The organism is Leptospira ognonensis (assembly GCF_004770745.1).
Taxonomy (GTDB): domain Bacteria; phylum Spirochaetota; class Leptospiria; order Leptospirales; family Leptospiraceae; genus Leptospira_A; species Leptospira_A ognonensis.
The window spans coordinates 1-17,573 of sequence record NZ_RQGD01000022.1; the positions used below are offsets into that span (position 1 = coordinate 1).

At 39.8% G+C, this 17,573-nt stretch carries 18 protein-coding genes; 8 read left to right on the top strand and 10 right to left on the bottom strand.

Annotated elements, in window-relative coordinates; all coding sequences use genetic code 11:
- Positions 1-137: 137 nt before the first annotated feature.
- The 8 genes from EHQ58_RS05960 to EHQ58_RS05995 form a co-directional block, all read right to left on the bottom strand.
- Positions 138-1,808: a PEGA domain-containing protein gene (locus tag EHQ58_RS05960; protein WP_135622971.1), complete on the bottom strand. Its 1,671-nt coding sequence runs from the start codon at positions 1,806-1,808 to the stop codon at positions 138-140.
- A gap of 5 nt (positions 1,809-1,813) precedes the next feature.
- A complete protein-coding gene (locus EHQ58_RS05965) occupies positions 1,814-2,596 on the bottom strand; it encodes an ABC transporter permease subunit (RefSeq protein WP_246047191.1) in 783 nt (260 codons plus the stop codon).
- Positions 2,580-3,485, bottom strand: coding sequence for an ABC transporter permease subunit (locus tag EHQ58_RS05970; RefSeq protein WP_135622972.1), 906 nt, complete (start codon positions 3,483-3,485; stop codon positions 2,580-2,582). Before EHQ58_RS05970 ends, EHQ58_RS05965 begins: the two co-directional genes overlap by 17 nt.
- A gap of 3 nt (positions 3,486-3,488) precedes the next feature.
- On the bottom strand, positions 3,489-3,950 hold the full coding sequence (locus EHQ58_RS05975; RefSeq protein ID WP_135622973.1) for a PTS sugar transporter subunit IIA: 462 nt from the start codon (positions 3,948-3,950) through the stop codon (positions 3,489-3,491).
- A gap of 36 nt (positions 3,951-3,986) precedes the next feature.
- Positions 3,987-4,889: a hypothetical protein gene (locus EHQ58_RS05980; RefSeq protein WP_135622974.1), complete on the bottom strand. Its 903-nt coding sequence runs from the start codon at positions 4,887-4,889 to the stop codon at positions 3,987-3,989.
- A gap of 1 nt (position 4,890) precedes the next feature.
- Complete coding sequence (locus EHQ58_RS05985) at positions 4,891-5,898, bottom strand: 4Fe-4S dicluster domain-containing protein (RefSeq protein ID WP_135622975.1); 1,008 nt, start codon at positions 5,896-5,898, stop codon at positions 4,891-4,893.
- A 158-nt stretch (positions 5,899-6,056) separates the two neighbouring features.
- Entirely contained in the window at positions 6,057-6,335 is a 279-nt protein-coding gene (locus EHQ58_RS05990) for a hypothetical protein (protein ID WP_109020131.1), read from the bottom strand.
- Between the two features lie 77 nt (positions 6,336-6,412).
- Complete coding sequence (locus tag EHQ58_RS05995; RefSeq protein ID WP_135622976.1) at positions 6,413-7,954, bottom strand: cellulose synthase family protein; 1,542 nt, start codon at positions 7,952-7,954, stop codon at positions 6,413-6,415.
- Between the two features lie 123 nt (positions 7,955-8,077).
- Between EHQ58_RS05995 and EHQ58_RS06000 the strand changes: the two genes are divergently transcribed.
- Both EHQ58_RS06000 and EHQ58_RS06005 read left to right on the top strand, forming a co-directional pair.
- The gene (locus EHQ58_RS06000) at positions 8,078-10,261 is read left to right on the top strand and encodes a hypothetical protein (protein WP_135622977.1); all 2,184 of its coding nucleotides are present in this window, start codon (positions 8,078-8,080) and stop codon (positions 10,259-10,261) included.
- Positions 10,261-10,998: a motility protein A gene (locus EHQ58_RS06005; protein ID WP_167883550.1), complete on the top strand. Its 738-nt coding sequence runs from the start codon at positions 10,261-10,263 to the stop codon at positions 10,996-10,998. Before EHQ58_RS06000 ends, EHQ58_RS06005 begins: the two co-directional genes overlap by 1 nt.
- Before the next feature lie 3 nt (positions 10,999-11,001).
- On the opposite strand, the gene EHQ58_RS06010 is transcribed toward EHQ58_RS06005, so the two are convergent.
- On the bottom strand, positions 11,002-11,997 hold the full coding sequence (locus tag EHQ58_RS06010) for a class I SAM-dependent methyltransferase (RefSeq protein WP_135622979.1): 996 nt from the start codon (positions 11,995-11,997) through the stop codon (positions 11,002-11,004).
- 206 nt (positions 11,998-12,203) lie between these two features.
- Between EHQ58_RS06010 and EHQ58_RS06015 the strand changes: the two genes are divergently transcribed.
- The 6 genes from EHQ58_RS06015 to EHQ58_RS06040 all read left to right on the top strand — a co-directional run bounded on the left by EHQ58_RS06015 (position 12,204) and on the right by EHQ58_RS06040 (position 16,909).
- On the top strand, positions 12,204-12,617 hold the full coding sequence (locus tag EHQ58_RS06015; protein ID WP_135622980.1) for a ribonuclease HI family protein: 414 nt from the start codon (positions 12,204-12,206) through the stop codon (positions 12,615-12,617).
- Positions 12,614-12,967 (top strand): hypothetical protein, encoded by a 354-nt coding sequence (locus EHQ58_RS06020; RefSeq protein WP_135622981.1) that lies wholly within the window; start codon positions 12,614-12,616, stop codon positions 12,965-12,967. Before EHQ58_RS06015 ends, EHQ58_RS06020 begins: the two co-directional genes overlap by 4 nt.
- A 31-nt stretch (positions 12,968-12,998) precedes the next feature.
- Positions 12,999-13,424 carry a Fur family transcriptional regulator gene (locus tag EHQ58_RS06025; RefSeq protein WP_135622982.1) on the top strand — a complete coding sequence of 142 codons (426 nt, stop codon included), beginning with the start codon at positions 12,999-13,001 and terminating at the stop codon, positions 13,422-13,424.
- Positions 13,421-14,695: a CCA tRNA nucleotidyltransferase gene (locus EHQ58_RS06030; RefSeq protein ID WP_135623315.1), complete on the top strand. Its 1,275-nt coding sequence runs from the start codon at positions 13,421-13,423 to the stop codon at positions 14,693-14,695. The genes EHQ58_RS06025 and EHQ58_RS06030 overlap by 4 nt, the downstream gene beginning before the upstream one ends.
- A gap of 173 nt (positions 14,696-14,868) precedes the next feature.
- Positions 14,869-16,407 carry an outer membrane beta-barrel protein gene (locus EHQ58_RS06035; protein ID WP_135622983.1) on the top strand — a complete coding sequence of 513 codons (1,539 nt, stop codon included), beginning with the start codon at positions 14,869-14,871 and terminating at the stop codon, positions 16,405-16,407.
- 10 nt (positions 16,408-16,417) lie between these two features.
- Positions 16,418-16,909, top strand: coding sequence for a hypothetical protein (locus EHQ58_RS06040; RefSeq protein ID WP_135622984.1), 492 nt, complete (start codon positions 16,418-16,420; stop codon positions 16,907-16,909).
- Between the two features lie 47 nt (positions 16,910-16,956).
- On the opposite strand, the gene EHQ58_RS06045 is transcribed toward EHQ58_RS06040, so the two are convergent.
- A complete protein-coding gene (locus EHQ58_RS06045; protein WP_246047192.1) occupies positions 16,957-17,514 on the bottom strand; it encodes a hypothetical protein in 558 nt (185 codons plus the stop codon).
- Between the last annotated feature and the right edge of the window lie 59 nt (positions 17,515-17,573).

Sequence of the window (17,573 nt, forward strand, 5' to 3'; positions counted from 1 at the left end):
AAATTCGCTTCACGATCTCTCGCCAAGCTCCCAAGCACTCACCGCGAAGGTGGTGTGGTAAAAACCAAAGTATTTAATGTACGTCTAGAGTCAAATCCATTTCCATTAAAAAGTTTGTCATTTTCTACTTTTTTTTCTCAAAATCGGTAGTTGTATTGAATGTAACTGTAAGAATCCAGATTCGATTTGCCATTCGGGAGCTGCTGGTTACCCGCTCCACCTTGTGGTGTATAAGGTAAAAATCCGATATCATAAGATTCTTCGTCGAGACCTAACCAAAAAAAAGTGGCGGCCGCCAGTAGCATGAAACCCATTCCATAGACCATTGGTCCACCGACTAACTTGCGATCCCTTCGATTTTCTGTCGGAAGTGTTCCAGCCATGTGTTTTAGAGTCTGCGCTTTGGATTCTGCGGCTTCGATCAATTGTGTTTGGTAAAAATACCAACCAAGAAACTCATTTGTCGTGTTTCCGTTGTAGAAATTTACGATGGAAGTGGCGTTTACTAAATTGATCTGCGAGCGACTGTCCTCGTAGGCTCTTCGAGAGGCTACATTTAGGTAAAGATAACTAGCATAAAAAAATAGAGAGCCATAAAGGGAATACGTCGCAAAATCTTTATACGAATAATCGAGAAACACATACTGTTTGTTAGGATAGTAAATTTCTGATTTTCCTTCCCTTAGCTGGATTTCAAAAATAGAGTTTTCTCCTGGTTTTGCATTTACAGGCCGGAATGCATCAACAAACCCTTGTTTGGAGACTCTTAAACGATTGGCTCCAGCAGGAATCGAAACTTTTTCGAGAGGTGTCTTTCCGAGATAGGTAACGCCTAAAAACACATCTGCTCCTTCCTCAACTGTCTTAACACTGAGAAAGGATGTGTTTTCAATTTTTACAAGTTTTACATCGAGATAGAATGTTTTACCTTGCTCCAGAATAACGGATTGTTTATATGGAAAGTATCCTTCTTTGAAGACAAATAACTCTCGTTTACCGATAGGAAATTTTTTAGAAGTGACGGGCGTCTTTCCTAAATAGATACCATCCAAATAGACAAGACAGGAATCCAATCCTTGTGCTTCTACCTGCACGAGTGTTGTTTCCTTACCTTGCAATGCGAAACGAATCCTTTCGCCAAGAGGTGTGAGCTCTTGGTAGGCTCGGATAAAACTTGTTTCCTCGGAAAATTTCTGTACTTTTCCTTCATAAACATCGAAGAGCTCAATATTTACATTTAATTTTGATTCGGAGGCGGCAAAATCCCCAGTTAAAGAATAATCGCATTCATACTTTGCTGCGTGCGCATAAATATCCTCTGCAAAGGGAGGCTTAATCTCTGTTAGAAGTTTCAATTCGACTTTGACATAACGAGGGTCTTGCGAAGGAGAAACGCTCTTCTTACCTTTTCTCAGATCTTCAAGATCAGCTTCACTTGAGATTTCCTTCTTTTTTCGTTTAATGCCTTCTCCTTTTTTATCTACGAGTTCCTGCATCGAATATTGCGGATTTTTTCCAAAGGAGTGGTAAATTACTTCCTGATGAGGATACTCTACATAGATGAATTCAAGTGTTCTTAACTCGGAAACTAAAACGGATGGAATCCCTTTTGAGAGATACTGAAATTTTGGATCCTTTTGAGAGGTGCGTAACGGAAAGACACATATCTTTCGCTTCTTTTCAAAAGTTGCCTCCCCTTTGATCGAAACTTCTGGAAAATTGTAATATGTGTCTACCGCAAACAACGGATATAGACTAACATGAACAAGGCTAGAAATTAAAATGAAGGAGAATATCTTTAAAAACATGAATCCTATTTTTCATCCCTACCAAAGGAATATACCAAAGCTATCACACAAATGATGGGAAGCAAAACGGAAACTGGCGTTTTATTAAAATAATCTTTAGAAAATGAAATTTGTTCGCCGAGGCCTGGTCCGAGATCCCAAAGATTTGTGTTGATACCTAGATAAGAAAATAATGCGATTGTCATGATCACGGACGGAATTCCCGTTAAAAAAAGAAACTCTAGGGTGGATGCCAAAGCAGGTATAGTGTGAAAAACAAATACATGCAGGGAACTACCACCTAACGCTTTCGAAGCAGAGCTGAATCCACTTTTTCTGATTTCGCTCAATTTACCTCGCATGGTTTCATAACTCATAGCCCAGTCAGCAAGGACAATGGAGATGATAATCGTAAACTGAGAGTCTGGAAGGATTGCGATTGTTACCAGAGCAACTAACAGAGAAGGTAATGCTAAAAAAATGGATGAGAATAAGTCAGTCACCAGACTATACCTTGCCATTTGAATATTTCCTAAGAACGCAAAAATCGAAGCGAATATGAGTGTAAAGATTCGGGCTGGGATACAAACAATGATCGTTCCTAAGCTACCATACGCAAACATCGCAAAATTATCTCTTCCTAATCTATCACAACCAAATGGATGGTTTATGGTCTCAAATGATCCTAAGTTCGCAAATTCTAAACGTACAGAATTTGGTGCATGAAACGTTACTAATCCTATTAGAAAAAACATGAAAAAAGAGATTCTTACAATGTTACGAGCATTCCCATCAAACAATTTGCTCATGTCTCTCCCCGATTAAAACTTTTTGTAAATGGAACCCGATTCGATTTACAATATAAAAAACAACTCCAATATACAAAAGTAAAGTGGCGAGCAAAACAGTATCCATCGCTTTTATGGAATAAAAAAGTGATTTTCCTATACCCGGAAAAAAGAAAATTTCTTCAACGATCATTGCTCCAGAAATTAAGGAACTAAAATCTAGCATGATCACGATGAGAGTCAAAGGAAAAACCTTACGAAATATTTCTGTAAAAACGATATGTCTCCATGGATATCCTCTCGTTTGCAACAAGAGAACAAAACTACTGCTAGACTCATTCCACGCTTCTTTTGCTTGAAACAAGTATACTCGAGCAAATACACGCATTCCAAGAGCGATTCCGGGAAGGATCACATAATAAGTTTGAAAAGACTCATAACCCCCTGGCGGAAAGAGATCTAGCTGATAAAAAAATACAATCAGTAACAAAATGGCAAAAACAAACACAGGTGTTGATAAGATCACCTCCGATAAGCGAACAAGTGTATGATGAAAGATTTTATTTCGTCTATAGATCGTATATAACGATAAAAATACCCCTGTCATTGATCCAAACAGAACAGAAAATATCGCCAGATGAAATGTCGGTAAAAGCCGGCTTCCAATGTGCGTATATACAGATTCGCCTGATGCTGTCTTAGCGCTTCCGTTTGTTAAGGAGAGTATGAACTGGGAATAGTCGGTCAGAATTTTCCAGATGTCGATCGATGCTGTCGTTTTTTCGGAAATGGTTAAACCGCCATCGGCATAGGTATAAATTTTGTCTTTTGATCGAAAACTTGCTAGGGAACTGACAATGAGACTTAAGGCAAATACGAAAATAAAAAATCGAAGGGCTTCCGATCGCACGGCTTAATTTGCCGAGAGAAATGCCTTTTTGATTTCATCAAAATTTGTAGATTTGATTAGCTTTTCTCTTTCTTCCGGAATGTTAAGTGTTTTTGCAATGAGAGCAAGGGTCTTGATATGATCCTGAAATTTATTTTTCGGAACAATAAGCATGATAAAAATTTGAACAAGGGCATTATCAAGAGCTTCGAAGTCGATACCTTTTGGAGCGATCGCCATCGAACACTTTAATTCATTTACAAAGTGTACAGAACAATGTGGAATCGCGACTCCACTTCCAATACCTGTAGACATTGATTTTTCTCGATTAAGAAGGGATACAATGATATCCTCTTCGTGAGAGGAATCAAGTGTAGCGTTTTGAACCATATGCGAGATCATCTTTCGGATCGCTTCTTCCTTAGAGGTCGCGGTGAAATCAAAAATGATATTTTGGGGTTCGAGAATCTCCAGGAGTTGATTCATAGGAGTATGCTTTCCTCCATACTTTTAATGGATATATTATTTTCCAAGAAAAACCCTCACAAGTAACGCTTCTAACGGGAAAAAAATCAGGAGTACCAAGATCGGTTGCCCTCCTATTTTACCCAATACCAATGCTATCGGCAATAAAACTAAAAAACTAATTAGGCTAATATAAAAGGAACCATAAAAATTTCGTCCAGGTGCAATGTGCAACAGGAAGGCAATCGAAGAAAAATTTAAAATCCAGGGAAAAGGAAGCTTTGCCATTAAAAAACTATAACTGAAAAAAACTGCCACCCAACCAAAAAAGTAAAATATCAGAATTGGTCTTCTAAAAGCGACCAAGGAAATGCCCATCAAAATGTAAGTAGAAAGATATTCGAAGTTTGAACGAAAATCAGAAATTTCAAACTGTGTACCAACTAACCAAGGTAAGGAAAAAAGTGGTCCAAGAGATTTGGATTCAATGTTTTGGAATAAAGGAAAAACCAAACTATTTGGGAGAGCAATCCGCAACGGATAACCTAGAACTGTCAGGAATGCATCCCAAAGAAAAAAACAAAATAGCAGATAAAAAACCAAATGCATGCGAAAGCTATAGTTTTTTTCAAGGAGCCAATGAAGGAAAAATGCAAACACAACAGATAAAAAAATGAGTAAAGGCTGCAAATATGCGATTGGTAAAACAAGAAGCAGTAAAGCTAATTGTGAAAGAAGAGCAATGGGATATTTTTGTAATTTATTTCGATATAGAAAAAAACCATAGATGATAAATAAAATTGCGAGTTCGATTGAAGGGATTAAATAAATATCGGAACGTATAACAATGAATGATACGGCTACAGCAGAAACCAATAATGTATAAAATAAGTCTGCAAATATTTCAGCAGATTTGATAGCCCAACTACCTTCAGATAAAATATAAAGATTTCTAAGCATATTAAGCTAGTTTCGCTCCGACAATTTTTGTCCGAATGTCAATTCCTGAAGGGCAATGGAGGGTACAAATGCCACATTCGATGCACCGAGACTTTATAAAATCATCGGCATTTCCCTTGATTACCGAATAAGGACTCGCATCCGTCGGACAGTAGGTATTGCATTCAAAACAATCGATACAAGGAAATGCGTTTCTAATTACAGGTAATCTTTCATAAAGTACTAGGATATTATGCTGATAGATATTGAAATTGCCAAGAGAATGTATGTCATGTGGGGAGACCGATTCATACATCGATTCAAAGCTTGCGACCTTATATCGTTTATCAAAGTTTTGAATTATAAAATCTAAAGATTGACCATTATTCAGAAAAAAATAACGAGATTCCGTATCAATTCTGCCTTTTCTGTCCACCAAACACACATATAGGTGACGCCTTGTAAATGGTTCTAAATAATACACCATTCTCAGTATATGAAAAATAGTCTCCGGACCTAAATACATAAGTTTTCTAGATTCGATATCCGACGTGATTTGTTTTATATCCTTCTTTGAATGCTTGGAGATAAAATATTCAGGAATGCCATCTGGATGAGTAAAAGATAGACCGCTAGTATTTAAAAAATTATGAATCCTGGCATTTGGAAAAATCTCAGCTAACATCTGACTGAACTCAAGCAATGCTTCAGCCATTTCTTTGGCGATGATGCTGAGAAACGGAAGGTTGTTGTATCGACTATAGGGAGCTAAAAATATTTCGAAGGAATCAGTTTTTTGAAAACTGGAAAAATATTTATCTAGAGGCAAATCCTTGAAATCGAGAGAGGCAAGTGCACCTTTTTTGCAATCTTCAAGAAAAGTCTCGTAATTACTTACACGTCTTAGAAACGGAGAGGTCGTAGTCCAAGCACCATCTTGTTTGATCTGGAAATGCGACCTCTCTTCCGTTAGGTCGACTATCCCGTTTACTGGTGATAAAATGCGGAGATTTTCTGTATTGGCTATCATTTCCCCAAGCGCAACACGCTTAGGGAAATCATCGGAGATTTGACTTCCAGCTGGAACTGGGATTAAGAAGTTACCTTGGATCGTCCGTTCCCGTTTATTTTCAGTTTTGTGAAACTTCCGAGTAAACGAACGAGGAAGCCTTGGGAAAGCCACTGAATCTAAACGGCTTTCACCATGTAAATTTCGTCTTTGATTGGGAGTTCTTTTTTGAGATTTTTAATGTAAGGTAAAATCTCTCCCATCTCTTCGTAGAATTCGCAGTTTGTCTGCATCCTTCTGGCGACAGTAAAATATTTATAGAGCTTTTCCTCTCCAGAACGTTTTGACCATTTCTTCTTGTTACATTTGACTCGAAGTATGTATTTGTCTTGTTCTGATTCGTATTGGCGAACAACAACGCAATGCAAGCAGTTCGCACAGTAGACTTTTTCACTCATGGAAGACCCCTAACCTAAGTTGAATGTACAGCTTTTAAAAATAGCCCGATTCGTCAAGTAAGTACCCCTAGCTTGTCCTAAGCAAGGGCACTTGCCTCTTTCTCTTCTTTGGATGCTGGCTTAAATTTCCAGTACGACTCTGCTACAGAAAGAAAGGATACGTAGAAAAATCCGATTGAGTAGAGGAGCATAAAGCCTACGACATAAGGTTTTCCGACAAGAAAGGATAAATAGATGCAGAGAAGACAATAAAGTCCCATGAAAAATTCAAGTATCGCACGGTAATCGACCGGAACCGTGTATTTCATCCGTTCCTTGACATTATCACCCGCGCTTTCAATTCGAAGTTTGGGAGTCCTTTTGAAGCCAGACTGGATCCCAAAAACGGCTTCCATCCAAGCATATGTATTCATGACCGCAATCCCAGTTCCGATCATCACAAGAACCGGCAAATACACGAGCTTTGCTCTCCATTCTTTGTAAATTTCCTTCTGAGAATAGGCATAAAAGATCACGGGACCGAGAGACCCAATCGAAAGTAGCGCCGCCGATCCAAATAGGATCTCCATAGGTAGGTCATCCATTTTAAAACCTGCCCAATATTCCATGAGAAGAAGCGGAGCTGTCAGTAAAATGTTCAAAATCATGAGAGGGTGGACAGAATAATTGATCAGGTGGGTGATCGCTTCTGCTTTGATCTTCCAAGGCTCATTGGAATTCCAGATTCTAGGCAAAAGTTTGACAGCCGTTTGGATCGAACCTTTGCACCAACGAAATTGTTGGGCTTTGTATGCATTGACGGTTGCAGGAATTTCCGCCTTGCAAACCACATCCTTAATATAACGAAATTTCCAACCTTTGAGCTCGGCACGGTAGGAAAGATCAAAATCTTCCGTGAGCGTATCATGTTCCCAGCCGCCAGCATCCTCTATGCAAGTGCGTCGCCAAATGCCGGCCGTTCCGTTGAAATTCATCCAAAGAGAGGAACCATTGCGAGCCACTTGTTCGATCATAAAATGACCATCAATCCCAAAACTTTGGGCTTTGGTTAAGATATTATAATCTTCATTCAAATGGCCCCAACGTGTTTGGACCATTCCAATCTTTTCATCCGCAAAATAACCCATGGTTCGGAGTAGAAAATCTGGTTCGGGAGTGAAATCGGCATCAAAAATGGCAATGAATTGACCTTTTGCTTTTTTCATCCCTTCTTCTAAGGCACCAGCCTTATGCCCAATCCGATTGGTTCTATGAACGTGCTCGATCCAGATGCCTTTCTTTTGGTAAGAACGCACGAGTCCAGCAACCTTTTCAATGGTTTCGTCAGTTGAATCGTCTAGAACCTGAATTTGAAGCTTTTCTTTTGGATAACTCAAGGCACATGCTGCATCAACCAACCGGTCTATGACATAAAATTCATTAAAAATCGGTAGCTGAACGGTTACAATTGGTAACTTTTTGTTCGTTTTCTTTAGAAGCAAGGTCTCATCTTCCGCACAATTGTTCTTATAGCGGCTGTAGAGGTAGATCATTAGGTACGTGTGCAATCCAAAGAAGAAAAGCAGAAGGATATCGATGCCGTATATGGCGAGGAAAGAAAATGATAAAAACGTTAGCATGACTTCTACCAATCTCCTTAAAGCCCAGATTTAGGTCAACGATTTTTGTGCACTGCCAAATGAATTGGCAATTTCTATAGTTTCCCTTGTATTTTAAAAAAGATTCTCACGAATGGAGTAGGAATGGAATCACAATGGAAACGCTTTTGGGAAACGGGACTATTTCCGTTTCTAGAATTTGCATTAAGTCTCTCCCTGGGATATTTCCTCTCTTTGCTTTTTTTTATCGCCTCAAGCGAACTCAACTTAGTCGATACGAGTGATTCTGCCTTTCCAATATTACAAGGTTTACTCATACTTTTTTTTGGGATTGGTTTTATTTTTCGAAAGTATTCCCAAGCCATTCCAGTTCCACTTACGGTGGCTCTCATCTTTGCGCTTGCTCTTGAGATATTCTGGTTCCAGAGACAGGGCTCTTCGGATTTTTTAATTGATTATATTTTCTCCTTCGAACTCATCTTAGTCGGCGCAGTACTTTGTGCCTTTGTCACTGGTCTTTATTGCGGCTCCATCAAGGACTATCGTTTCCTTAGTTTTGCACTCGGTATTACTCTTTTTACATTTCATTCCCTTTTTGATCCGACACATAATTCCTCGTTAAAATCTATTTTGATCATTATTTTTTTACTTTTGGAATCTTATCTATTAAGTACGTTCTTAAACAAATCCGCTTTCTCCCTGAGGTTTTATAAAATTAGATCGAAGATCGGAAAACACCCGCTATTCGCACCATTTTATCGATCTGCATTATCGTTGCTTCTCGCCTATTGTACCTTACATTTATATTTTCAACCAGGGCCGAAAATTCCCTTGATACTATCTATCTCCTTTGCAGTTTTTTTTGGAAGAATTCTCTCACTTGTGACTGGAATAAAAAAAGAAACGAAAGCAATCTATCTTATCGGAAGAATCATGCTGGTCGTTTCCTTTTTCTTTTTTATCTACCAATCGTATTGGAATTATTTTTACATCGCATTATGCATCATTCTTGCGGGTATGGTGGGTTTTTTCAAACCGAATGAAACCAAACAAAAAGAATATGTTTTTGTCGCCATGGAGACAAGTGCTTATGTAGTCATATCACTCTTGTTATACCATTGGAATATTATGGTTAGCATTCGATCGATAGTGGCAATACTTTTTGCGCCCATTCTGACCTATCCATATCTTCTGCAAAAGCATATCGTTCGTTATCCTCAGCTGATTATGCTTTTGATCTCCTCACTTACGGCATTCATCTTTTTTTATCCCCCTTCCATTCGGACGAATGTTCCGTTTTCGAAAAAAGAGATTTATGATCCGATTCCCTACCAAATCTCAAATTTAGAAGAATCCGCGAATGCTTATGTTTACTACGGTTCCATTCTTCCCTTTAAATCGAATCCGTTCTTACCAAAAAAAGCTGAAATTAAAGATAAAACGGTAATATTGGGTCTTAAAAATCACCAATCGCAGGTTATTTCATATATTGAAAGATTGAGCAAAGAAAAGCATCAGTTTCTGATTTTTATCGCCCGTAAAAAAACGAATGTGAGTCCCCACATTAGTGCCCTTTCTCTTCTCCGAAGAACCAATTTTTGGGGCTTTGATGTCTACTACCCACCTTATATGGCAGATCCTATCCAATTCACAAGCCAATTACCCAAGGATTGGAAGTTTAAATATTTTCAAGAGCGATTGGAAAATGCCTCTCTGGATGAATCTAGAGCCGTCTTGGACAGTATCATCAAATTTTCTGGTGTCGACTTAAGAAAAGATTCGCTACTCATCAAACACTTGTACTATGCATCTTATGCCAGTTATGCAAAATACTACTATGAGATTGGACAGAATAAACTGGCGCTTGATGCGATTGCCATTGCCAGAAAATTTGAACCCCCAGACAAAGATCTTTTGAAAATTGCTTTTAATAGTTTAAAGTATACCACACCAGAACCAGATTTTATTCCTATCCTTGAAGATTTATCAAATGAAATCGAGTTTCAAGAATTTGCTTGGAATACTCTATTGCCGATGTTTGAATCACTGGGTGATTGGAATAATGCTTTAAAAACAATGGAACAACTTGAGAAATTTTATAAATTTCATAATCTACAGCTACTATCAAGTGAATTGGAACTTGTAAAAGTTAGGTTGTATTTAAACCAAGAAAATTGGAAGGATGCCGAACCCTTGATATTGACTAGAGCAAAAGAAAACCCACAATCCGTGATTTGGGATCGACTTAAAAATGAAGTAGCAGAAAAGAAGGAATCTTCTAAAAGAATTTATGCACGTCCAGAACAAAGAGAGGCACGTATTCAATAATGCATCCTACGATTTTAGGTATCCTTGCCGCTATACTCTCCGTACTCGTCGCGATTTTACTCGAAGGAGCATCTCTTCGATCTTTTTTTCATTTGCCTGCCTTTTTACTTATCGCTGGTGGCACGATTGGTGCTACGATAGCATCTTACTCTCTATCTCAAATAGCAACCGCTATACGAGATTTGAAAGCCAGTTTATTTGAAAGAGAGCCTCTCGACCTAAAGAATACTTTTTACCGTTTTTGGGAAAAAGCGAGAAGAGAAGGCCTTCTTTCTCTCGAAGAAGATGCTAAAAAATTGCAAAATCCTTTCTTACAAAAAGGGATACAATTGATCGTAGATGGCTCAGATCCAAGGACCATTGAGGAAATTTTATGGGAAGCGCACGAGGAACAAGAAAAGAAAGATATGAGGTCAGCAAAGGTTTTTGAAACGGCCGCAGGTTTTTCACCGACAATCGGCATCATCGGAACGGTTTTAGGCTTGGTCACCGTGCTTGAAAATTTAGAAAGTGGCACAAAAGTACTGGGACAAGGTATTGCGACCGCATTCATCGCAACCTTCTATGGAATTTCCTTTGCAAACCTACTGTTTCTTCCTTTATCAAACCAATTGAAGTCAAATGCCAAACGCCAAAGCAACGAGCGTCAGGCGATCCTTCGAGGTGTCCTCGCATTGCAATCCGGAGAAAATCGGCGTATCCTTGCGGAGCGAATTGAACCTTTTATCGAAAATTAAAAATTATGTTTCAATAGGTTTGATTTTGAAAAGTCGATGAATTTTTTTATCTCTGAAATCCTCTGGGATGCTCTGTAGAGTCAGATCGATACAATGATATCCTCGTTCCGTCCATTCCTCTTCTGGGATGGCCCATGTGAATTTTCTAAAATTCGTAGAGAACCAAATCTCACCACTAGGTGTTAAAAATTTCGTTAAAAGTGTAAGTATAAAATTTCTATGGTTTTCTTCAACATTCCATTCCTCACTCATCTTTTTACTGTTTGAAAAAGTCGGAGGATCAAGAATGATCATGTCATATCTTTTTCTTTCTGGATTTTTGGCCTCATCCCGTATCCATTGCAAAACATCAACAGTCAGATATTCATATTGTTTCCCTGATTTTCCGTTCAGTGCCAAGTTTCGTTTGGCCCATTCAATGTAACGATTTGACATGTCTAAACTCGTGACGGAAATGGCTCCTCCCATGGCAGCGTAAACGGAGAACGAACCCGTATAACAAAATAAGTTTAGAACGTGTTTTCCCGATGCGTTTTCGCTACACCATTTTCGCGTTAGTCTATGATCTAAAAAAAGTCCCGTATCTAAGTAGTCTGAAAGGTTAATGATAAACTGATTTCCATTTTCAGAAATGGTAATTTCCTTGGACTCAGAATCCAATTTTTCGTATTGATCTCTACCCTTTTGTTTTTTCCTTGTTTTTAAAAAAATTTTCTCCATCGAGACCTGGTAAACATCCGAGACAATGTTCGCAATAGACTGAAACCGAAGTTCTTTTTCATCTTCCGTTTGAAAACGAAGCGAACTTTTGTCATATAACACAAAATAATCGAGGTAGCGATCTAAGATCACAGGAACTTGCGGGATGTCTTCATCGTAGATTCGGAATGCTTCGACTTCTGTCCTTTTGGCCCACTTCTCTTTTTCCTTCCTCAATTTTTTTAATCGATTTTGGAACATGAGTAAAGCACCAGAGAGTTCTAGAGAAGGAGTAGTCATATGAGATCCTGATTTTAATTAAAGTTAGGTGAGTATTTATTCTCCCCGCCCTAGATAGGGTGGGGAAGCCCCCCGCCACCCATACCTTCCCCATAACATACCCCAACCTTCATGTCTGTCACTTTTCTAAATGAGTGACTTTTTTTTCCGATCAGTTCGCACTTTTATCCTTGAGCGCATTCCAATTCGGTAAATTTTAACTACGAATGCGTAATAAAGAGCTACTTTTCATTTTCTGCGATGGATCATCGAGGGGAAATCCCGGGCCAGCTGCCATTGGTATCACTGCCCAAACTCATGAAGGTGAGGAAATCTTTTCCATCGCCGAAAAAATTGGCATCGCAACCAATAACATCGCTGAATGGAAAGCCTTACAACGGGGCATGGAGGAAGCGATTGCTCGAGATGAACTTAAAGTAAAATTTAAATTAGATTCCGAACTTGTCGTAAAACAAATGAAAGGTGAATATAAGGTCAAAAATTCTGGATTGCTCACGATTAAGCAGTCCTGCGAAAAGCTAAAGACCCGTTTTGATTTTTTCGAAATTATTTACATTCCAAGAGAGCAAAACTCAAGGGCCGATGCCTTAGCAAACATCGCACAGGATACCAAGCTGTGATCTTTCGTTTTTCTTATGCGACGATTTTACTCGCCTTTTTTTTTAGTTGTAAACCTTCCACCGAAGATGAGTTTGATGAGCTAAAGCGGACAAGCTCGGTTTTTAGACTAGCCATTTTTTGTTATGAAAACCCAAGTTTGCAAGCGACCAGAAACAGTGAATGCGAAAGTGCACTTGCTAGTAGCATAGAGAATATTGAAATCATCCTGCATAGACAAACGGAATTAATTTTTACGAAAGTCATTCTTCCAAAACAGACGCGAGAGGAAATTGAACAGCTCCTCCGAACCCGAACAGAGCTGGGTATTCGCTATCTCGAAATCTGGAAGCAAAGCGTGAATTTAGAATAGACAGGTTATGCATTTCGAAAGAAAACAAATTATGCAGATTGGAGATCCATCTCAGATCCTGAAAAAGATTGGTTTAAAGGTTACCAAAAACCGAGAGAAAGTCATATCTATCCTCCAGGAGTCTCGTAGACCACTAAATCACCATGAAATCATGGAAAAGTTGCCAAAGGACGAATCATGGGATCGAGTTACCATTTATCGTGCCTTAGCTGATCTGGAAGATAAAAATTTACTAAACTCTCTTCATTCGACGGATCGAGTGACTTACTTTGAACTAAAAGAGGATGGCGGTCGCACTGTCTCTCTTGCCCATGGCCACCTCATCTGTAATACTTGCGGAAAAATCGAATGCATTGATGATCCATGGAACGGGATCCCCAGCAGCAAACTCTTGAAAGGTTTTCAAACCGAATCTGTTGAAATCGTATTTAGGGGAATATGTAAAAATTGCCAATGAATCTGGCTCTCTCCGTTCCAGAACCTTTCCTTAGCCATTTAAAACTGATTCACGAAAAAATAGTTTCTGCCGGACACGAATGTTACCTAGTCGGTGGTTCAGTTCGTGACCTTTATAGGAATCAGGTACCTAAAGAATACGATCTGACCACTAGCGCCAGACCAGACGTGATCAAAACTCTCTTTAAATCTGTAATTGAAACAGGAATCAAACACGGTACGGTCACGATCTTATTAGATCAAATACCCTATGAAATCACAACCTATCGCATCGATCAGGAGTATTCCGACGGTCGTCATCCAGATAAAGTTATCTTTGGCACGTCTCTCAGTGAAGATCTAAAGAGAAGAGATTTTACGATGAATGCACTCGCTATGAACCTAGAGACCGGTGAGGTCATCGATGAGCATCAGGGCAAAGCAGACATAGACAAAGGCATCATACGAACGATCGGAAACCCGATTCATAGATTCTCTGAGGATGGACTCCGCCCCATCCGAGCGATTCGATTTGCTTCTGTACTCGGATTTCAAATTGAGGAGCAAACCAGGCTTGCGATCAAAGCTACAAATCACATCACGGCAAAAATCTCGGTAGAGCGCCTGCAAGATGAAATCACCAAGTCACTTAAAGGTAAAAATCCAGCGATCATGGTAGACCTTCTTTTGCAGGAAAAAATACTATCTCTATTTTTATCAGATTTTAAGGTTCCAGTCGATTTTGTTTTAGATCCGGCATCCTTACGCATACTCGACTCCTTTCCAAAATCCAACGTTGGCTATATGATGGGGATTTGGTGCCATTCCCTCCATCCGACTTGCGATACGAAACAGTGGGAAACCTGGCTTCAGAAACTCAAGTTTTCCAATGCGGCAACCAAGGATGCAGCCTTTATCCTCCAAATGATTTGCACAACAAGGTCCTTCCATGAGGAGGGAAATGATTACGAAATCAGAAAACGCTTTCTCGTCCCTTTAAAAACACACCTACATCAAAGAAATGCCAGCTTTCCGCTCGTTTGGGAGGCTCTTGCTACCTTCTCCTGGTCCTGGCTTGCCAAAGGCCTTTCGCTATGGAACGAGAAACCACCACTCCTGCTTTCCGATCTACAAATCAATGGAAACGAAATCCAAGCACACTTTCCTCACTTGGAGAAAGCGCGCTACGGAGCACTGCTGAGTCACCTCATGGACCTCGTTTTGAGGGTGCCAAAAAATAACGAATTATCTACACTTTGCGAACAAAGTGCTCTTTTTGTAAGCAAATTGTAATTTTCTTCTCGGTTGGATTCGCAACTTAGAACTTTTCTAACTATTTTTTGTGCAAAAAATACTCAATTTGCTTTTAGTACACGTTGATTTGTTCCGTTTTACATTTTTATTCTGAGCTACCCTGCCTACCTGGTACACAACTTGCACTATCATTCCCATAGGAGAAATGGCAAATGAGAAATAAATATACTCTCTTAGTAACGGCGGTTACTATTCTATTAAGCCAAGGTTCTGTCTTCGCGCAAGCGGCTGATAAAAAAGAAAAAGACAAATCTTGGTACGACTTGGTCAATTTTTCCGGTTATGTAGATGTATACTATAATTATACAACAAATAACCGGCAAGGTGCGACTCAAGATACAGCAGGAACTTTCCATACGTATAACAAACAGTTCGCAGTGAATGCAGTGAAGTTATCAGCAGAAAAGTTAGCGGATAAAGAAAGCCCTTGGGGTTTTCGAATGGACCTTCAAAATGGACAGAACAATATGTACCAAGAGCGTCCTTACCAAACGACTAACTCTTTGCACAACATGCAAATGGTGCAACAGGCGTATGTTTCCTTCTTCTTCCCAGTCCTAAAAGGGCTCACAGTAGATGCAGGAAAGATGGCTACGCATATTGGTCTTGAGGTCCTCGACTCGAAAGACAATATCGCCTACACCATTGGGTATGTGTTCTTTAACACAATCCCCTTCATCCACACCGGTGCTCGTGCCAACTTACAGGTTACAGACAAGTTATCCACTTCTCTTTACCTCTATAACAGCGCACAAGGAACTGGTTATACTGGAAACGGTCAGCAATTCGGCTACAATGGCTTAACTGCTTATGGAGATAACACTTCAGGAAACGCTCCTAGTTTAGCAAGCACACAACAACATGCGTATGCGGACGGTCCAAACCCAACAAGAGCGATTGGAACTCAAGTGAAGTATGCCTTTACTGATACTGCGACTCTTGTTTGGAACACACTTTCAGCAAATGACAACATCAAAGGAAGAGACAACAACGCTCTTTACTACCTAAACAACAAATTGGGTAATGGTGGCTTTGCGCAACAATCAAGCTTCAAAACAGACCATTGGGTGATCCAAAACTTGATCTTCATCTTTAAGCCAATTGATCGTTTAACAACGATTTTTGACTATACGTATGGAGAGAGAGCTGGCCAATCCAACACCGCAGCCTTCGGTTATGAAGAAGCTGGTATTTCCAGAGGAAGCATCAAATCTGCAACTGGCCTTGCGGATGCAGACGTTGCAGCACTTCCAGAAGGGCTTGTCACTGCTGGTTTCACAGACTCTACATCTCTCACTCGTCCAAACAAAGTGAAACGAGTCTACCAAACGTACCAATTCCAAGCAAAGTATGAGTTCACAGAAAAGTTTGCTCTCGGTTTCCGTTATGAATATTTGGATGACAAACGTTATGGTGGGATCCTCGCGGTCAACCCTCCACTCTGGAACGTAACTCCGGCTGATCGTTATGACCTTCGCTTCCAAGAAACTCTAGGTTCAAGACCTACTCCGAGTAACCTTGGTCAGATCAGAACCATCACTTTCACTCCAACATACAACTTTACGGAAAACCTCCAGATCAAAGTTGACTTGAGAAGAGATTACGGTCCTGGAAACCAATTCGTGGATCTTCATGGAAGACCAGCATCCCACCAAAACGGAATCATCATTGGTGCCGTGGCGAAGTTCTAAGGAGAAAAAAATGAAACTAAACATAATGAAAAAGATGGCAATGCTTCTCATCCTTCTCTCAATGGGGATGATCATGGCAGGTTGCAAAAGTGAGTCTAGCGACGACAGGAATGTGGATACGGCTCTGCTTTATCTAGCAAACACTCCTGCCGCACCAGACGACAACCAGACGATCTGTTTGACTGCATACACTTTGGCTAACTCTTGTGTGACGGGAACGGTCCAACTCTTCAACCCTGGTAGAGGATGTGCACAGGCAACTTTAAGCGCACTACCTGCTGCCAATGGAACGATCACAGAGCAAATGACTGCCTTGAGAGAATGTGTTCGTAAAGCAGTGAATGACCCGATCCAACCTTGTAACCTACCTCAGTTCTCGTCTGCGACGGCTGGGCAAGTAGTTTCAGGTTATATCAAAGCAAAGTGCGATGCGGCAGATGTTACAATTGCTCCAGCGACAACAGCAACAAAAGTAAACCTCACTGGTCTCTTAATTTATTAAGAATCTCGCGAGTTTAAGATCAGGGAGAGAGCAATCTCTCCCTTTTTTTATTTTACGGTGTCGATACCATTCATCTTTTTCACATCGCTCTTGCTCTCAGGCGATAGAATCTTTCTAAAACTAGCACCCTCTTCAATGGCAGAAGCTGGTTTGATATGTTCCACTCGTTCCACGAGAATCTTTCTAAAGATGACCGTCACTTTTTCATCTGGATCGGCGTCAGGGCTGAATTTACAAACAGGTCGGTAGTACTCCCAATAGATTCTCTCACCATAGTATTTGATCTCATCCGGATCACCCAAATAGTTTCGTACATAGACATTGTTCTTTCCAGGTAGAGTATCTTTTACTTCACTGCGAAGTTTTAATCCTGCGAGTTGCTCTTTCGATAAATTTGCTGCCTGTTGTTTTCTTTTTTCTTCTGCAGAGACGAGCTCGGTTTCAGATTTATCCAAAAACGATTTACACTTGACTTCATCCTTAAATGTATCCATACAATTTAGATACAATGCCTCTTTATTTTTCATTTGCACCTCACCAGACGATGCACAATGATTTAACAAAAAGGTAGAGCTAAGTAGGAATACGGATAGTTTATGATTCATAGGGAAACTCCTGATCTTATTCTGTACTCCTACTAAAGAAACAAACAATTATATTTTTA